At 56.3% G+C, this 17,525-nt stretch carries 13 protein-coding genes; 7 read left to right on the top strand and 6 right to left on the bottom strand.

Features of this window, described 5'->3' with window-relative positions; all coding sequences use genetic code 11:
- The first annotated feature begins 255 nt into the window (after positions 1 to 255).
- A complete protein-coding gene (locus tag NHF56_RS17575; RefSeq protein ID WP_252806973.1) occupies positions 256 to 1,281 on the top strand; it encodes an aspartate-semialdehyde dehydrogenase in 1,026 nt (341 codons plus the stop codon).
- A gap of 136 nt (positions 1,282 to 1,417) precedes the next feature.
- Positions 1,418 to 2,230, top strand: coding sequence for a lytic transglycosylase domain-containing protein (locus NHF56_RS17570; protein ID WP_373456333.1), 813 nt, complete (start codon positions 1,418 to 1,420; stop codon positions 2,228 to 2,230).
- Positions 2,231 to 2,308: 78 nt separating this feature from the next.
- Here NHF56_RS17570 and NHF56_RS17565 read toward each other — a convergent pair whose 3' ends face one another.
- Positions 2,309 to 2,956 carry a carbonic anhydrase gene (locus NHF56_RS17565; RefSeq protein ID WP_252806970.1) on the bottom strand — a complete coding sequence of 216 codons (648 nt, stop codon included), beginning with the start codon at positions 2,954 to 2,956 and terminating at the stop codon, positions 2,309 to 2,311.
- A 27-nt stretch (positions 2,957 to 2,983) separates the two neighbouring features.
- The gene (gene pdxY, locus NHF56_RS17560) at positions 2,984 to 3,865 is read right to left on the bottom strand and encodes a pyridoxal kinase (protein WP_252806968.1); all 882 of its coding nucleotides are present in this window, start codon (positions 3,863 to 3,865) and stop codon (positions 2,984 to 2,986) included.
- Positions 3,866 to 4,109: 244 nt separating this feature from the next.
- Between pdxY and NHF56_RS17555 the strand changes: the two genes are divergently transcribed.
- Together NHF56_RS17555 and NHF56_RS17550 are read left to right on the top strand one after the other, a co-directional pair.
- Positions 4,110 to 8,894, top strand: a complete 4,785-nt coding sequence (locus tag NHF56_RS17555; RefSeq protein WP_252806966.1) for an NAD-glutamate dehydrogenase — start codon at positions 4,110 to 4,112, stop codon at positions 8,892 to 8,894.
- Positions 8,895 to 9,002: 108 nt separating this feature from the next.
- Positions 9,003 to 10,337: an MFS transporter gene (locus tag NHF56_RS17550; protein WP_252807341.1), complete on the top strand. Its 1,335-nt coding sequence runs from the start codon at positions 9,003 to 9,005 to the stop codon at positions 10,335 to 10,337.
- Between the two features lie 86 nt (positions 10,338 to 10,423).
- Here the strand turns inward: NHF56_RS17550 and purH are convergent, their stop codons facing one another.
- The 4 genes from purH to htpX form a co-directional block, all read right to left on the bottom strand.
- The gene (gene purH, locus NHF56_RS17545; protein WP_252806964.1) at positions 10,424 to 12,040 is read right to left on the bottom strand and encodes a bifunctional phosphoribosylaminoimidazolecarboxamide formyltransferase/IMP cyclohydrolase; all 1,617 of its coding nucleotides are present in this window, start codon (positions 12,038 to 12,040) and stop codon (positions 10,424 to 10,426) included.
- 134 nt (positions 12,041 to 12,174) lie between these two features.
- The gene (locus NHF56_RS17540) at positions 12,175 to 13,860 is read right to left on the bottom strand and encodes a heparinase II/III family protein (protein ID WP_252806962.1); all 1,686 of its coding nucleotides are present in this window, start codon (positions 13,858 to 13,860) and stop codon (positions 12,175 to 12,177) included.
- A gap of 123 nt (positions 13,861 to 13,983) precedes the next feature.
- Complete coding sequence (locus NHF56_RS17535) at positions 13,984 to 15,351, bottom strand: RsmB/NOP family class I SAM-dependent RNA methyltransferase (protein WP_252806961.1); 1,368 nt, start codon at positions 15,349 to 15,351, stop codon at positions 13,984 to 13,986.
- A gap of 70 nt (positions 15,352 to 15,421) precedes the next feature.
- Positions 15,422 to 16,357, bottom strand: coding sequence for a zinc metalloprotease HtpX (gene htpX, locus NHF56_RS17530; protein WP_252806960.1), 936 nt, complete (start codon positions 16,355 to 16,357; stop codon positions 15,422 to 15,424).
- Positions 16,358 to 16,452: 95 nt separating this feature from the next.
- On the opposite strand from htpX, the gene NHF56_RS17525 reads away from it, so the two are divergent.
- From NHF56_RS17525 to NHF56_RS17515, 3 genes are all read left to right on the top strand, one after another.
- Positions 16,453 to 16,671, top strand: coding sequence for a DUF1674 domain-containing protein (locus tag NHF56_RS17525; protein ID WP_252806958.1), 219 nt, complete (start codon positions 16,453 to 16,455; stop codon positions 16,669 to 16,671).
- 53 nt (positions 16,672 to 16,724) lie between these two features.
- Positions 16,725 to 17,183, top strand: coding sequence for a thermonuclease family protein (locus NHF56_RS17520; RefSeq protein ID WP_252806957.1), 459 nt, complete (start codon positions 16,725 to 16,727; stop codon positions 17,181 to 17,183).
- An 87-nt stretch (positions 17,184 to 17,270) separates the two neighbouring features.
- Positions 17,271 to 17,525, top strand: coding sequence for an excalibur calcium-binding domain-containing protein (locus NHF56_RS17515; RefSeq protein WP_252806955.1), 255 nt, complete (start codon positions 17,271 to 17,273; stop codon positions 17,523 to 17,525).

Genomic DNA, 17,525 nt, shown 5'->3' with positions numbered 1-17,525 from the left:
TATGAGCGAATGCAGAAAAAATGGAAACCCAGATGCCGCGCAATATTTTCAATATCGCTGAGCTTGACGCCCCGGTTGACGCCGGGCGGGTGAACCGTTTTTCCATTTCCAAAACCGTGGCCAAAACGACGACGAAAACCGTCTAAGTGTTCCTGGCCCACCGCTCTCTCCCCGGTTCGGCTGGGGACGGGAAGCCCGGCTGTTGCGGGTTTCCTCCTCACCGAAATGCGGAGAGAAGAGAAAGAGAGCTAGAAAATGGGTTTCAAAGTAGCAATTGCGGGCGCAACCGGGAATGTAGGCCGGGAGATGCTCAATATTCTTGAAGAGCGTAACTTCCCTGCCGACGAGATCGTGCCGCTGGCATCCAGCCGCTCCGTCGGCACCGAAGTATCCTATGGCGATAGAACGCTGCGGGTCTCCAACCTCGAAAACTACGACTTTTCCGATACAGATATCTGCTTGATGTCTGCCGGCGGCAGCGTATCGCAGAAGTTTTCGCCCAAGATCGGCAAGCAGGGTTGCGTGGTGATCGATAACTCCTCCGCATGGCGCTATGATTCGGAAGTTCCGCTGATCGTTCCGGAGGTAAACCCGGATGCCATCAGCGGCTTTACCAAGAAAAACATCATTGCAAACCCCAATTGCTCAACAGCTCAGCTTGTTGTGGCTCTGAAGCCACTGCATGACTTTGCCAAGATCAAGCGCATTGTCGTTTCCACCTACCAATCCGTTTCCGGTGCCGGCAAGGAGGGTATGGATGAACTTTTCAATCAGTCGCGCGCCGTCTTTGTCGCCGATCCCATTGAAACCAAGAAGTTCACCAAGCGGATTGCCTTCAACGTCATCCCGCATATCGATGTCTTCATGGAAGACGGATATACCAAGGAAGAGTGGAAGGTTCTGGCGGAAACCAAGAAGATGCTGGATACTTCAATCAAGGTTACCTGCACGGCCGTTCGCGTGCCGGTCTTCATCGGTCACTCTGAATCCGTCAATATGGAATTCGAGCGCGAAATTACCGCCGATCAGGCGCGCGATATTCTGCGTGATGCGCCGGGTTGCCTGGTGATCGACAAGCACGAAGATGGCGGTTACGTCACGCCGATCGAATGCGCGGGCGAAGATGCCACCTATATTTCCCGTATCCGCGAAGACGCAACCGTCGAAAACGGCCTGAACATGTGGGTCGTCTCCGACAACCTGCGCAAGGGTGCCGCCTTGAATGCGGTGCAGATTGCCGAATTGCTAATCAACCGCAATCTGATCAAGCCGAAGAACTGATTTTTCGGTCGTTCGGAATAATTGAGAGCACCCGCGCGTTTTCAAACGGCGGGTGCTTTTTATTAGCACCAACGAAATGATGACAAATCAGCCGTTTATTGGCATGTTCGCATCCGATCTAAATGGGGAAACATTTATGAAATTCGGCAAACGCTTTGCAGTCGCCGCAATGCTCGGCTTCATCACGGCAACACCGGTTCTGGCCGCAAGTTGTGGTAACACGTCCAGCGGCTTCGAAGCCTGGAAAGGCCAGTTCGCCCAGGAAGCCGTGAGAAATGGCATCAAGGCATCGACCCTCAACCAGGTGATGGCAAATGTGAATTACAACCGGGCGACCATTCGCGCCGACCGCGGCCAGAAGAGCTTCAAACTTTCGCTCGATCAGTTCATGCAGATGCGCGGCGCTTCCACGATTATCGCCCGTGGCAAGAAAATGAAGAGCGCGAATGCCGGTATCTTCAATGCGATCGAAAGCCGCTACGGGGTGCCTGCCGGCCCATTGATTGCCATCTGGGGCATGGAAACCGCGTTTGGCGGATATATGGGTGATCAGCACACGCTTTCTGCCGTAGCGACGCTCGCCTATGATTGCCGCCGCTCGGCATATTTCACCGATCAGCTCTATGCAGCTTTGAAGCTCGTGGAAAGCGGCGCGCTGCCAATCAATTCCATTGGCGCAGCCCATGGCGAGATCGGCCAGACCCAGTTTCTGCCGAAAAACGTGCTTCTTTATGGGGTCGATGGAGACCGTAATGGTCACGTCGATATGGCCCGGTCACGCATGGACGCCCTTTCATCAACGGCAAACTTCCTGGTCGGACACGGATGGCAGCGCGGTGCCGGATACCAGCCGGGCGAGCCGAATTTCAGGGCCATTCAAGGCTGGAACGCAGCCAGTGTCTATCAGCAGGCAATCGCTATCATGGCTGCTGAGATTGACGGCCGCTGACCGCCAAGCGATTTGAAAGAAAGCCAAAGCGGGCGGCGCGATCCTGTGGAAGTTCGCGCCGCACCTGTTTCTGACAATTCACAGATCAGGCCGCGTGAAGTCGCCGCTTTCAGCATTCATGACCCAGAGCTCTCCCGAGGATATATCAAACCAGGCTCCGTGCAGATTGAGGCGGCCCTTCTTCTCAAGGATGTTCACACATGGGAATGACCGCAGGTTCTGAAGCGAGTTTCGCACCGAAACCCGCTCAAGTGCTCTCTGACGCTCACCATCCGTAAGCAGTCCGGCGTCGCGGATCTGCTTTGCAGCGCCATCCAGAAGTCCCATCCATTTGCCGATGAAGTCACCGGGAGAAAGAGGCTCCGTGCTCGGGGAAAGAGCGGCCTGGATACCGCCGCAACGCCCGTGCCCCATCACAACGATGTCGCTCACTTTCAGCGATTGCACCGCAAATTCCAGCGCCGCAGAGGTCGAATGGTAACTCCCATCCGGCTCATAGGGTGGCACCAGATTGGCCACGTTGCGCACCACAAACAGTTCCCCCGGACCACAGTCAAAAACCGTCTCGGGTGCAGCCCGGGAGTCACAACAGGCGATAATCATGAATTTAGGCTTTTGACCTTCCGCAGCCAGCGAACGGTAGCGGTCGCGCTCCGCCGAATATCGGCCACTCATGAAGTTTTTATATCCGTTCAGGAGACGGTCGGGAAAGTGAGTCATGTTCATGCCCTATCAATGATGTCGCTGAAAAGATCAATCCTGTTTCAAGCGGGAATTTAAGCTAGGCAGCTGCCGCAACTGTACATTCGCATACGGCACCCGCAACGCATTTTGCATGTCTTCGAGCAGCAACTCATTGGCGCCGGCATCTACCGCGTGGGCCGCAGCTTGAAAGACGGCTGCCGTCGACAGTCTCAATGCGTCCTCCCCGCTTTGGCCCGAGAAGCTTCTTGCCAGAAAAAGTGCAGAAAACAAATCACCGAGGCCATTGGGAACATGGGAAAGTTCGCGATGTTCTGCCAGCAGGAGCTGGGAACCATCAACATAGAGATTGGCAATGGCACCGGAGCTCGTGGCATAGGCCGAGGTGATGACAGCCCTTGGCACCCCCAGGAGGCGGGCAGCTTCAACAATCTGCTGGTTATTTTCAACGGGACGGTTCGAAAGCCATCCCAGTTCAAAACGGTTGGGCGTTGCAAAGGAGGCGAGTGGCAGAAGAAAATCCCGGATGGCCTCAGCAATCACTTCTGGGACATAAAGACCTCCGCGATCTCCGATCACCGGATCGCAAAGATAAAGGAGCTCAGGCTTTTCGCGGCGCAAAGCGGAAATCAGTCCGGCGGCAGCACGAACCTGGCCCGCACTGGCAAAATATCCGGTCACAACCGCTTTTACCTCGTTTCGCCAGGGAGATTGCTCCAGATCCGTCATCGCGGATTGGAAAGCAGCCTCATCAAAGGTCAGCCGTGTCGAGGGACCCTGACCCGGATGCCACGGCAAAACCACTGTTGGAACGCTCCAGACAGGATAGCCAAGCGCTGAAAGCGAGAATGTGATGGCTCTATTTCCAACAGAACCGCGCATGACATGGCTCGAAATCGCGATAATGGCGCCTGCTTTAAAATTCTGACTCATTTTTCCGGCATCAAATAAGAAGTTGTTTGACTGGTTGCTCATGCGGCAAATTAAGTCAACAGCCCTGAAAATTGGTTATTTTCCATAACGATGAAAATTGGATACGATGTTGACGAGTAGGCGAAGTAATAACTACGATGACGCTGAAATGCCAAGAAAAGAAACTGGCCCCTCGCAAATCGGGGACACGTACGTCTATGTCTTCAAATCCATTCTACAATAAGAAACACGAGGGGGAAACGCTATGGGCGCACGTCGCAATCCCAAGCGCGATCGGCTGTTGCAGGCCGCAAAGAAGGTTGCATCAGCCAGCGGCAAGAGCTTCGTTGATCCAAGCCTGATCTTCAGCCGGGCCAGCATGGACGACATCGAGGTCTATGATCCCGAGATGCTGGCTGCCGCCGCAACGCATGCTGCGCAAGAGATCGAGGCCTGGAATAGCGACGGCACGCGCGTCAGCATCACCCAGGTCGATGAAATCAGAATTGGCGGGCAACCCTGCCACCTCCTTTCGGTAACCACCAAAAACCGGCCCTTCCTCTACGATTCCGTCATGGGCGAGGTCACCAGCACACACCGCGATCTCACTCTTGCCGTCCACCCCATATTGGTCGTCGAATCCGGCAAAGAATTACGTCTTTACAAGCGGGGCGAAAAGAGCGATCCGCAACAGCGGATCAGCCATATCCAAATTCATATCCCGACACTTGATGAACGCGAAAAGGCCTCTCTCGAGGAGCGCATCAACAACGTGTTGAAGCGTGTGGACCACGCCGTTCGCGACTGGCCCGCAATGCTCAAGGCGCTGGACAACGCCGTCGATGGCCTGAAGTCCCAAACGGTTTCCGCCAAACGCAAAGCCGACCACAAAGAAGCACTCGCTTTCATTAAATGGCTGCGGTCCGACAATTTCACCTTTTTGGGAATGCGCGAATACACCTATTCCGGCCAAGGCAAGGAAGCGCGCGTTGAGCGGGCCAAGGGTCCGGGTCTTGGCATCCTCTCCGACCCGGATATTTTCGTCCTTCGGTTTGGTAAGGATGCGGTGGCCACCACCCCTGAAATCCTGGAGTTCCTGGACGGACCCGACTATCTGATTGTCACAAAAGCAAATGCGAAATCGGTCGTCCACCGCCGCGCCTATATGGACTATATCGGCATCAAGCTGTTCAACAAGAACGGCAATGTAGCCGGCGAGTTGAGAATCGTCGGCCTCTTCACCTCCACGGCCTATACACAGCCCGCAGCTCAGATTCCGCTTTTGCGTTCCAAGGTCGCCAAGGTTGTCCAGAATTTCGGCTATGACGCGGAAAGCCATTCCGGCAAAGCGTTGAGCAATACATTGGAATCCTACCCGCGCGACGATCTCTTTCAGATCGACGTCGATCTGCTGTCCAGCTTCGCAGAACAGATCATGGAGCTGGTGGAGCGTCCGCGAGTGCGGGTTTTGACGCGGATCGACCATTTTGACAGGTTCGTTTCCGTTTTGGTCTATGTACCCCGCGAGCAGTATGATTCAGCGGTGCGTGAGAAGATCGGCGACTACCTCAAAACAGTCTACGAAGGTCGCCTCTCCGCCTATTATCCGGCTTTCCCTGAAGGCGGCGTTGCACGCGTGCACTTTATCATCGGCCGCAGCGAAGGTCAGACGCCGAAGATTTCGCAAAAATCACTTGAAAACGCCATTCGCGATATTGCAACGAGCTGGGATGATCGGTTCGCGGTGCTGATGAGCGATCCGGACAGCCAGCTCAAGTCGGGCAGCGAATATCAAACGGCATTTCAGCCGGAAGAAGCCTATGCCGATTTCGGCGAAATCGAACACGCCGCTACGCACGGAATTTCCATCAAGTTTTCCCGCAAAGGCGCTGACGAAGGGAGCGGTCTCGGGCTGAAGATTTTTCATGCCGAAATTCCGCTCTCGCTATCCCGGCGCGTACCGCTACTGGAAAATCTCGGTTTCCGGGTCATCAGCGAACGCACATTCGAGGTCGCCTATTGCACAGAAGGCAAAGAACAGCCTGTGATCCTCCACGATATGGAGCTGGACGAGAGTGCTGCGGGGACAGTTGACCTCAAGACGCAGGGACCACTGTTGAAGGATGCGTTCCTGGCAGCCTTTAGCGGCTCAACCGGCGACGATACATTTAACCGCCTGGTCTTGACGGCCGGTCTGGATGACAGCCAGGTCAATCTGCTGCGCGCCTATTCGCGCTACCTACGTCAGGCTGGAATTACATATTCGCAGGGCTACATTGCCGATACGCTGAACAAATATCCCGATGTTGCGCGCAATCTGATTGAGCTTTTCATTGCGCGCCTGGACCCCAGCTATTCGGAAAACAAGCGATCCAAGGCGCAAAATCTGATTTCCGATCTCATTGAGACAGCTCTGGCGGGTGTGCCGGTGCTGGATGAAGACAGAATATTGCGGCGCTATGTCAACGTCATCTGCGCAACGCTGCGAACCAACTATTTCCAAAAGACGGACGACGGGAAAGCCAAGCCCACCGTGGTCTTCAAACTGGATCCGCATGCGGTTGAAGGTCTCCCCGAGCCACGCCCTTTCCGAGAGATTTTTGTCTTTGGCGAGGAAGTGGAGGGCATTCACCTGCGTTTCGGCAAGGTTGCGCGTGGTGGACTTCGGTGGTCCGACCGGGCGCAGGATTATCGCACGGAAGTTTTGGGCCTGGTCAAGGCGCAGCAGGTAAAGAACGCAGTCATTGTGCCCGTCGGTGCCAAAGGCGGCTTCTTTCCGAAAAAGCTGCCCGCCGGCGGCTCCCGAGAAGAGGTCTTCGAAGCTGGCAAAAGCGCCTATAAGACCTTCATCCGTTCGCTTCTTTCTGTAACTGATAACTTACATGGCGCGGACGTCGTCCCGCCGCCGGAGACGGTACGACATGACGGCGACGATCCCTATTTCGTGGTCGCTGCCGACAAGGGGACCGCAACCTTCTCTGACACCGCCAACGCGCTCGCGCAGGAAGCAGATTTCTGGCTGGACGATGCTTTTGCCTCTGGCGGTTCAGCTGGCTACGACCACAAGAAGATGGGCATTACGGCACGTGGTGCCTGGGAAGCCGTCAAGCGCCATTTCCGGGAAATGGACATCGACATTCAGTCAACACCCTTTACGGTGGTCGGCGTTGGCGACATGTCGGGCGATGTTTTCGGCAACGGCATGCTGTTGTCACGCAAGATCCGCCTTGTGGCCGCCTTTGATCACCGCGATATCTTCATTGATCCCGATCCGGAACCGGCGTCTTCCTTCGCCGAACGGCAGCGCATGTTCAATCTTGCCCGCTCCAGCTGGCAGGACTACGACAAGGATAAACTCTCCAAAGGCGGCATGATCATTTCCCGGGCTGAAAAGTCCGTCAGGCTGACCCCGGAGGCTGCCGCCGCCATCGGCTTGGAAAACAAGGCTGTCACGCCCTTTGAAATCATGACGGCGATCCTGAAAGCCGATGTTGATCTTCTGTGGTTCGGCGGCATCGGGACCTATGTCCGCTCAACCTCGGAATCAAACGCCGAGGTTGGCGATCGCGCCAACGATCCAATCCGCATCGTGGCTGCCGAAGTGGGGGCCAAGGTGGTCGGTGAGGGGGCAAACCTCGGCATGACCCAGAAGGCTCGTATCGCCTATGGCTTGAAGGGCGGACGCTGCAATTCGGACGCGATCGACAATTCCGCCGGCGTGAATTCCTCCGACGTTGAGGTCAACATCAAGATTGCGCTTGCCACGGCCATGCGTGAAGGTAAGCTGACACGCACGCGTCGGAACAAGCTTCTCGCCTCCATGACCGATGAAGTGGCCGAGCTTGTGCTTCGCAACAACTATTTGCAGACGCTCGCTATTACGCTTTGCAGCCGCAGGGGGATGAAGAACCAGCGCGAGCTTTCGCAGCTCATGTCGTATCTTGAGGGACGAAACCGACTGGACCGGAAAGTTGAAGACCTCCCCGACGCGGCCACGATGGCGGAGCGTTATGCGTCCGGTTTGCCGCTCACGAGAGCCGAGATCGGCGTCCTGCTCTCCTATGCAAAAATCGTTCTGTTTGACGACATTGTGGCCAGTGATGTGCCGGATGATCCCTGGTTTGAGCCTTATTTGCGGGACTATTTCCCCCACGGGATGCAAAAGTCCTATGCGGCCGAAATTGACAGCCATCGCCTGCATCGGGAAATCATCTCAACGGTTCTGGCCAACCATGTCATCAACCGCGGCGGGCCATCATTGGTGGCAAGCCTGGTGGACTCCAGCGGCTTCCAGCCCGCAGATGTCGTGAAAGCCGGCATCATCATGCGCGATGGTTTTAACCTGACCGCTATCTGGAACGAAATTGACGCACTGGACAATGTTATCTCGGGTGACATTCAAAACAAGCTCTATGAGATAACCAGAAACTTCTACAAAAGCGGCGCTGCAGTTGTTTTGAAGACAGGTCTGTGCGCCTTGGGATTGAAGACGGCAACGGCGACCCTGCAGAAAGCGTCAGCCGCGGTCGAGAAGAAACGCGAGGCTATCTTGCCGCAGCACACACTCAACGAGCTGCTGGCCGTCCAGAGCGATTTTGTCGAGCAAGGTGTGCCTGTGACGCTCGCTGAGAAGCTGGCAATGCTGCGCGCGCTGATAATGATGCCGGAAATTGCGATGATTTCGGATCGCACAAAAGATGGCTTCGACCGCGTGGCGCATACATTCCTGGGCGTGAGTGAAAACTTCCGCATTGGCAGGCTTTTGAATGCCGTCACATCCATCAGCCCGTCCGATCAGTATGAGGAACAGGCGCTCAACCAGTGCCAGGATCAGATTGAAAAAGCGCGCAGGTTGATTGTGATTGCCGCACTCGAAGAAGGCCAGTCGGAAAGGAACCCGCTGCTCGCATGGCACTCCAAGCAAACGCAAGGCTTCAGCGCCACGATGTCCAAGCTCAGCGCGGTGGCCGATGCCGGTGAATTGAACCTCGCCAAGCTGGTGGTTGCCGCCGGCCAGCTCACAGAGCTTGCACGCGGCTCCGCCCCATGACACAGTCCGCCACATATCTACCTGCTGGGGGACAATGAGGTGGAAGCGGTACAATCCGAATCTGTGAAAGACACGACCCCGGTTACGCGCCGGGGTATTTTTGGCTGGATGATGTTCGACTGGGCAGCCCAGCCCACGTTCACAGTCGTCACAACATTCATCTTCGGCCCCTATTTCGTTTCCCGGCTAACGGACGATCCGGTTGCTGCGCAGACCATGTGGTCGAATATGGCAACACTGGCGGGCATCATGATCGCTGTATTCTCACCCATCCTCGGATCCATCGCGGATGCAACGGGCCGTAAGAAGCCATGGATCGGTTTTTTCAGCATCTTTCTGGTGATCGGCCTCAGCCTGCTCTGGTACGCGGTTCCAGGGTCCAATCCGCTCTATCCTTTTCTCCTGATGGTTATGGTGACGGTATCCGTTGAGTTTTCGACGGTTTTCAACGATTCCATGATGCCGACCCTGGTCTCCAAGGACAAGGTGGGGAAAATTTCCAATATTGCCTGGGGACTTGGCTACACCGGCGGCATGATTGTGCTGATTGGCGTTGTGGCGCTTCTCGCGGCAAGCCCAGACTCCGGCAAAACAATCCTCGGAATTCCTGCGCTTTTCGGCTTAGATCCGGCAACGGGCGACGACGCCCGTGTCGTGGGTCCGCTTTCAGCCGTATGGTATGTGATATTCGTCTTGCCGATGTTCCTGTTCACGCCAGATGCGCGCTCAGCGGGACAGGCACTGGTGCCGGCAGTCAGGCAGGGGTTCGCAGAACTGGGCAACACGCTCAAACAATTGCGGCAACGAAAATCGCTCCTGCGCTTCCTGATCGCCCGCATGATCTATCAGGATGGCGTCAACGGGCTTCTGGTGCTGGGCGGTGCTTTTGCCGCCGGCCTATTCGGCTGGGTCACGATGGAGATTGGCATTTATGGGATCATTCTCAACCTTGTGGCCATTCCCAGCTGTATCGTCGCCGGCTATGTCGACAGCATCTTCGGCTCGAAGCGAACAATCATACTCTCCCTCTTTGCGCTTCTTATTTCGTCGGTCGGCATTGTCTCCACCAGCCATGATGCAGCTCTTTTCGGGCTCGTCCAGCTTTCCACGGTCGATCAAGGCGGGCTTTTCGGCACAGCCGCAGAAAAACTCTACATTTTCTTCAGCCTCTTCACCGGCTTGGCTTTCGGCCCTATTCAGGCCTCTTCGCGTTCTTATTTGTCCCGCAGCATCGAGCCGGAAGAGGCCGGTCGCTATTTCGGGATCTATGCGCTGACGGGGCGCATTACCTCATTCATGGCAACCGCGGCCTTCTCGATCGCAACCGCAATTTCCGGATCGGCCTATTGGGGCATGGCAACAATCAGCCTGTTCTTTGTCGCGGGTTTGGTACTTCTTTGGGGCAATGCTTACCCGGCGCTCCCGGAGAAAGAATCAAAATAGATGTGGTTTCACGTGAATCACTCTTGACAGGATTCACCAAAAAACCCGGCCAGAAGCCGGGTTTTCTATCTCAGACAAGAGTTCACTCAGTGCCGGAAATGGCGCATTCCCGTAAACACCATGGCAATGCCCGCCTCGTCTGCCGCTTCAATCACAGCTGCATCATTGAGCGAGCCGCCGGGCTGTATGAGCGACGTTGCGCCTGCCGAAATCATCGAGATCAATGCGTCCGGGAACGGCAGGAAGGCTTCTGAAGCCACTGCCGAGCCCTTGGTCATCGGTTCGGGCCAGCCCATCGCCTTTGCCGCTTCTTCCGCCTTGATTGCCGCGATGCGGGCGGAATCGACGCGGCTCATCTGCCCGGCACCGATTCCAGCCGTCTGGCCGTCCTTGGCATAGACGACCGCATTGGACTTCACGTGTTTGGCCACACGGAAGGCGAATTTCATGTCTTCCAGCTCCTTGTCCGTCGGCTGGCGTTTCGTCACCACCTTGAGATCGAGCTCGTCGACATTGCCATTGTCGCGCGCCTGGACCAGGAGACCACCCGAAACCGTCTTTGCGGTGATCCCCGGCGCCATGGGGTCCGGGAGGCTTCCGGCGACGAGCAGACGCAGGTTTTTCTTCGCCGCGATCACGGCCTTGGCGTCATCGGTAACATCAGGCGCGATGATGACTTCGGTAAACAGCTTGACGATCTCTTCTGCCGTCGCCGCATCAAGCGTCTGATTGAGCGCGATAATGCCACCGAATGCTGAAGTCGAGTCGCAGGCAAGCGCCCGCTTGTAGGCTTCAACAAGGCTGGGGCCAGTCGCGATGCCGCAAGGGTTGGCGTGCTTGATGATTGCGCAGGCCGGGCCCTTTTCCGGCGGAAACTCGGCAACGAGTTCGTAGGCTGCATCCGTGTCGTTGATATTGTTGTAGGAAAGCTGCTTGCCTTGCAGCAGCTTTGCGGTTGCAACGCCTGGGCGGTTTTCGCCGGTGATGTAAAAGCCTGCAGCCTGATGAGGATTTTCGCCATAGCGCATCTCTTCGCGAAGAACACCGCCGATTGCCCGGTGCTTCATCATGCCAAGGCCCAGTTCGTCGGCAAACCAGTTGGAGATGGCTGCATCATAGGCTGCTGTTCTTGCGTAAGCACGCGCTGCCATTTCCTGACGAAACCGGTAGCTCGTCGCGCCATCGCCCTTTTCCAGCTCATCCAGCAGCGGCGCATAGTCGGAAGGGTCGGTAATCACGGTCACATAGGCATGGTTCTTGGCCGAAGCGCGGATCATCGCCGGGCCGCCGATATCGATGTTTTCGACGGTCGTGGGATAGTCGCCGCCTGTGGAGCGAACCTCTTCAAACGGATAAAGATTGATCACCGCCAGATCGATTTTGGCAATCTTGTGCTCTTCCATTGCAGCCTTGTGCTCTTCGTCGTCGCGAATGGCCAGAAGACCACCATGGACGCCCGGATGCAGCGTCTTGACGCGCCCGTCCATGATTTCCGGGAAGCCCGTGAGTTCAGAAACATCGCGAACCGGGAGACCAGCCTCGGCTATCGCCTTCTTGGTCCCTCCAGTGGAAACGAGCGCAACACCATGCGCGTCCAGCGCCTTGGCGAGATCTATGATGCCCGTTTTGTCGGAGACCGAAAGCAAAGCTGTTTTCAGCCGAACGCTTTCGGGAGCGGGAATTTTCTTGGAAACGACTGCCATATCGGGACTTCCTCTGACAAATTTGAATGAGAGGGACGGCAAGGAGATTGCCTGATCAATTCACGCGCGCCGTAGCACAGTTCCCTTGAAGGTGGAACCATTCGAGAGACCCAAAACGCCGCATATCGGGACATTCAGTGATTTTTTGAAAAGACCCACTGGATTTCAGGAAGCCCAGCCGCGCTGAAGGCGATTTCCAGTTGGTGAGAGAGGCGAATTCCGGACGGGTCGGCAAAAAACACGCTTTCCTCGACATGGATGGGCGCATCGATACAGGACAGCATCCAGGTTTCGCCGTCAGGCGCACGCAGGCGCACTTCGTTGCGGCCGCTTTGTTCGATGGCAATTGCTGGATGAATATGAAAGCGAGCAACCGCCTGCGCCGCGTTGGTGGACAGCGGATCGTTGCCGTCGCCTCCAACAAGACGATCACGCCCGCGGATGATATTACCACCGGAATTGACCTGAATGTCGCGCTCGACGATGAGACCCGTGCTCTCCCAATAGCCGTTATGACGGGCAGCGATGCCTTCGGCGCCGGAGCCCTCTCCCAGCCGCTGCACATCGACCTTCGTCAGGCCGCCATCCACGATTGCGCCAAGATATTCGGACTTCGAGAAATGCATGCTGGATGTATCATCCAATGTCACGGTGGAGTGTGCCGCTGTGGCGCGGGCCAATTGCCGGTAATTTTGCCCTGCAAATCGCGGAGACCCGGAATTGACGACGAACCGGTGATTGCCGGACGACATCTCGAATGACAGACATCCCGCATGCGCTTTGCGGCTGTCTTGCTCGCTGAGCGGCTGGCCAGTATCGACGATCACCACGGTCTGGCCGACAGCAAGCCGCTGATAGCCCATATAGGGCAGCGCCTTGAATGGCGCACCGCCGGTTTCGTCATAGCGCAGAACCGAGGCAAGCTCATTGGCAAGGGAAGCAGATGCCCCGTTAAAAAGCGCCAATTCTCCACCCTGATGGCGGAAGAAGCGTAAGGCCGGGAACATGCGATCGATTGTCGGCATCAGCACCTGCGGCACAGGATGGCCGAGATTGATATAAGTTTGGCGCAAAGGAAGGAGGTCGAGGAGAAGCTCCAGAAGAACCTGAGGGTTACGCGAGACATGCCCACCGTCTGCGCAGATCTGCCGCTCCAGCTCGCGATCAAGGTCGCGACCAGCTCGCTTGATCGTCGCATCGGAGGCCGGAAGCGCCAGGCTGGCCATCGCGAGCGCGATACGGCAGCGCAACCGCGCCTCGCTATCAGCGACATAGGGCGCAATTGCCCGAAGAAACCGAATGTGAAAAGCGATGCTTTTCAATAGCCGTCGATAGAACTTCAGATCGGCGCCGCGCAGCACGATTGTGGAATGCGAAAGCCAGGCAATAAGCCGTCGCGAGGCATTATCCGGCTCCCAGGCAATTGTGCTGGTTTCCCGGCCACAAATGGCAATCCAATCCGACAGGATAGAGCGGGCACGCGCGCAATGCGCATCGCCACCCGCAGCCCGGCAATTGCGCAACCAGCCGAAGGAATGCAGCCGATTGGCAAACTCCACCGATGGAAGTTCAAGGTCGAACGGAGAGACGCCACCGGTTTCAAACATGCGCCCGGCCAGAAGAAAGCGTCCCTCCAGCATCTCATCGGCTACAAAACTATCGCCGGACCTGAGATCGGTGGGCGCGACAATAAGGCGATCGGGAAGACGACCGAAAGACACAGGCATAACCACGCGGCCGAGGGCGAAGCCCATCAAGAACCGCCGGTGAGCCTCCCTTATATAAAGGCCAATCTGCTGTCTGCCCTCGGAAATATTCATTCCAGGCTATTCAACTCCCGTCCCGCGCTATTGGTATGGTGGTCAAAGTCAAAGTCAATGCGCAAGAATCATCCAATCACTGAGAAAACCAGTGTTATTTTGATTCAAATGCAAATTTCTTCATCAAATGCGTTGAAGTTTAGCCGCGTAGAACCCGTCCATGCCACTGGCGCTAGCAGATTCATCCCTCAACATGGCAGGAGTTGTGCGTATTTCGCCATCCGCGGTGAAGGCTTCGGAAAGTCCCGGCAAGACGGCCTGATCAATGGCCACAAGACGTGCATCAGCCCGCTTCTTCAAGACGCGTCGCACCATGAACTCACCTTCAAGCGGGTCGAGTGAGCAGTTTGAGAAGATCACGAATCCGCCGGGGCGAACCACATCAAGCGCATTGAGAAGAAGGCCCTCCTGAACCCGCGCGAGTTTCTCCACATCAGCCATGGTCTTGGTCCAGGGTACATCGGGATGACGTCGCACGGTGCCGGTGGACGAGCAGGGAGCATCAAGCAGCGCCGCATCGAAAAGCGCATCGGGCTTGAAACTGGCGGCATTCGCCTCGACAAGCACCGCCTCCATGCCCAGCCGCGCAAGATTGCTGCCGAGCCGCTTGAGCCGATTGGCGGATTGATCAAGCGCTGTCACAGACGCCCCGCGGGCAATCAGCTGGGCCGTTTTGCCACCAGGTGCAGCACAAAGATCAACGACGTGGCTGCCGGCAATATCGCCGAAGAGCTGGGCTGGAATGGAGGCCGCCGCATCCTGCACCCACCACGCGCCATCGGTATATCCGTCAAGATCAGGTATCGCACCCTGATAGCGAGAGAGACGAACGCTCCCCGTTGGCAGAACCTTTCCGCCGAGACGCTGCGCCCAACCTTCGGGATCGGATTTTACCGTCAGATCGACAGCCGCCGGGCTCAGTTGAGCTTCGGCGATTTCACTTGCCGTTTCCGCCCCATAGACCTCCACCAGCCTTTCAAAAAACCATTGCGGGAGCGACGGAAGCTGGCTCACTTTTGCAAGCAGCTCTTCTTTTTCCCGGCCAAGTCGGCGCAAAACAGCGTTCACCAGCCCTGCAAACCGGCGGTTTCGCGGGTCAAGGTTGGCCTGTTCGACGGCCAGATCGACGGCGGAATGGTCCGGAATATCCAGATAAAGAATCTGCGCCGCGGCGACGTAAAGAACCATTTGCAGGGCTCGTGCGCCTTCGGGCAGCGGGGATTTCAGGAGTTCGGCAAAAATTGCATCGATGCGCGGCAGATGGCGCAGCGCCGAGTTCAGAGCCGCCCGCACCAGCGCCTTGTCGGCATCATTCAAGGCCCTATAGGCCGGATTACCGTTTTCCTGATCCAGCATTCCATCAAGCGAAACCTTGCGATCGATGACAGCGGCCAAGATCTTGGCCGCGGCCTGTCTGGAAGCCAAGCCTGCCTTTGCATGTGTTTGACCTGATCCCGCTTTGGGGGGCGTCTTCTTAACCGATGGTTTCAATGCCGGGGTTCCTGGGCTTTGCTCTCGCGCGCTTCAATCGGCAAAACCGGTCCCCGCAGCTGCTGAGCTTTTAGCTGTCGCCACGTCCCCACTTGATGTTGGGAACCGAGCGAGTCGTGCGCGTCGCCTTAACAGGCTTGACCGGTTCAGTCGAGGCTTGCGGTTCATAAGCCGCCATTTTCTCCAGCGCCGCAATACGGTTTGCCGTATCAGGGTGTGTCGAAAACAGGTTGTCCATCTTCTCGCCAGAGAGGGGATTGATGATGAACATATGCGCAGTCGCCGGGTTCTGCTCGGCATCCATATTGGGAATGCCCCGGGCATAATTCTCGATTTTGCGCAGTGCAGAGGCAAGCGCCATCGGCTTGCCGCATATTTCCGCGCCGCGACGGTCAGCCTCATATTCGCGGGTCCGGCTGATGGCCATTTGCACCAGCATGGCGGCCAGCGGTGCCACAATCATCGCCACAAGCACGCCGACAAAGCCCAGAGGATTGTTGGAATCACGCCGCCCGCCGAAAAAGAAGGCGAAATTTCCAAGCATCGAAATGGCACCGGCCAGCGTCGCGGTAATCGTCATCGTCAGCGTGTCGCGATGCTGCACATGGGCAAGCTCATGCGCCATCACAGCCGCCACTTCTTCATAGGAAAGCCGGTTTAGAAGACCCACGGAGGCCGCAACAGCCGCGTTTTCGGGATTGCGGCCCGTTGCAAACGCGTTCGGTTGGTCGGAATTGAGGATAAAAACGCGGGGCATCGGCAAGTTCGCGTTTTTAGCGAGATCGCGCACAATACCATAATATTCAGGCGCGGATTGCGCATCCACCTCGCGGGCGTGATGCATTCTGAGCACCATATCGCCTGAATTCCACCAGGAAAACAGGTTCGTGCCAGCCGCGATCACCAAGGCGATCAGCATGCCGCCCTGCCCGCCAATCAAATAGCCCACGCCCATGAAAAGCGCGGTCATGAAAGCCAGAAGCATTGCCGTGCGCAACGTGTTCATTCAACAATCCTCGATCACCTGCGGGTTCCATACCCGGTTTGATGATTATATGATGGTAATTGAATGACCTAAGTTCAATAAGCCGAGGCAGGACGATGCAAAGCAACGAGAACCAAGAAAAGCGGGCCGAAACAGCCGAAGCTCAGCCGAAAAAGGTCCTTTCTCCTGCAGCCGAGCGGGCCTTGGCCGAAGCCGAAGAACGCCGCAAAAACGCTGAAAAGGTCGAACGCGCCAAGGAAATCGGCGGTCGCGGCGGCGAAGATCCTGCCCGTTATGGCGACTGGGAGATCAAGGGCCGCGCAATCGACTTCTGATCCGCTTTTATTCCTATTGATTGCCGAGCGGCATGCGAATATATTCCTATTCCATGAGGAATATATTGATTCTGGCTTTTTCTTTAGGTCTCGTTTGCCCAGAGGGTGCCATCGCTGAAAAATTGCGATCGGCGCAGATGTGGGTCGATGGGCCGGTGAATGCCGAGATTGTACGCGTGCTTGATGGCGACACGGTTGAAGTCAATGCCTTTCCCTGGCCACAGCAAAGCGTCACTGTGAAAGTGCGGTTGAGAGGCATTGACGCACCGGAAATTCATTCCCGCTGTGAAGCGGAAAAAGCGCGCGGGCTCGCCGCAAAACAAAAGCTTGCGGACCTCTTGAATGAGCGCACGTCCGTCAAACTGATCAACATCTCCGGCGGCAAATATTTCGGGCGCATTCTTGCCGATCTCCGGCTCGAAGATGGAACGGATGCTTCACGTGAAATGCTCAAGGCCGGCTTCGTGCAGCCCTATGAAGGCGGCAAGCGGGCGAAAGCGAAATGTCCCTAGGGCGCTTCAGCTGGAAATGCTGTAGGTTGCGCTCGGTTGCTTGACATGAACGCCCCGGCGTAAAATTCTGCAAGGGGGAGACGTTTCATGCTTGGAATCCGGCAAATAATCACTGTTTTTATAGTCTTGGCGGCAACGGCTGCAGAGGCAACCGAGCTGAGAAAAACAGGCTGGGAAGAGGCGCGCATAACCTGCAAACAGGTCGCGTCCTGTGAAGAAGCCGTTATTCTCTGGTGCAATGGCTATTCCAGAGCGGACGGCGATGGCGATGGCATTCCCTGCGAAAATATCTGCCATTCACTCAAACAGGTAAACGAAATTCGAAATAGCATTGGGTGTTAG

This window comes from Rhizobium sp. L1K21, assembly GCF_024055895.1.
Taxonomy (GTDB): Bacteria; Pseudomonadota; Alphaproteobacteria; order Rhizobiales; family Rhizobiaceae; genus Ensifer_A.
Note: the sequence above shows the minus strand (reverse complement) of the source record. Positions and strands in the feature narration are given on the sequence as shown.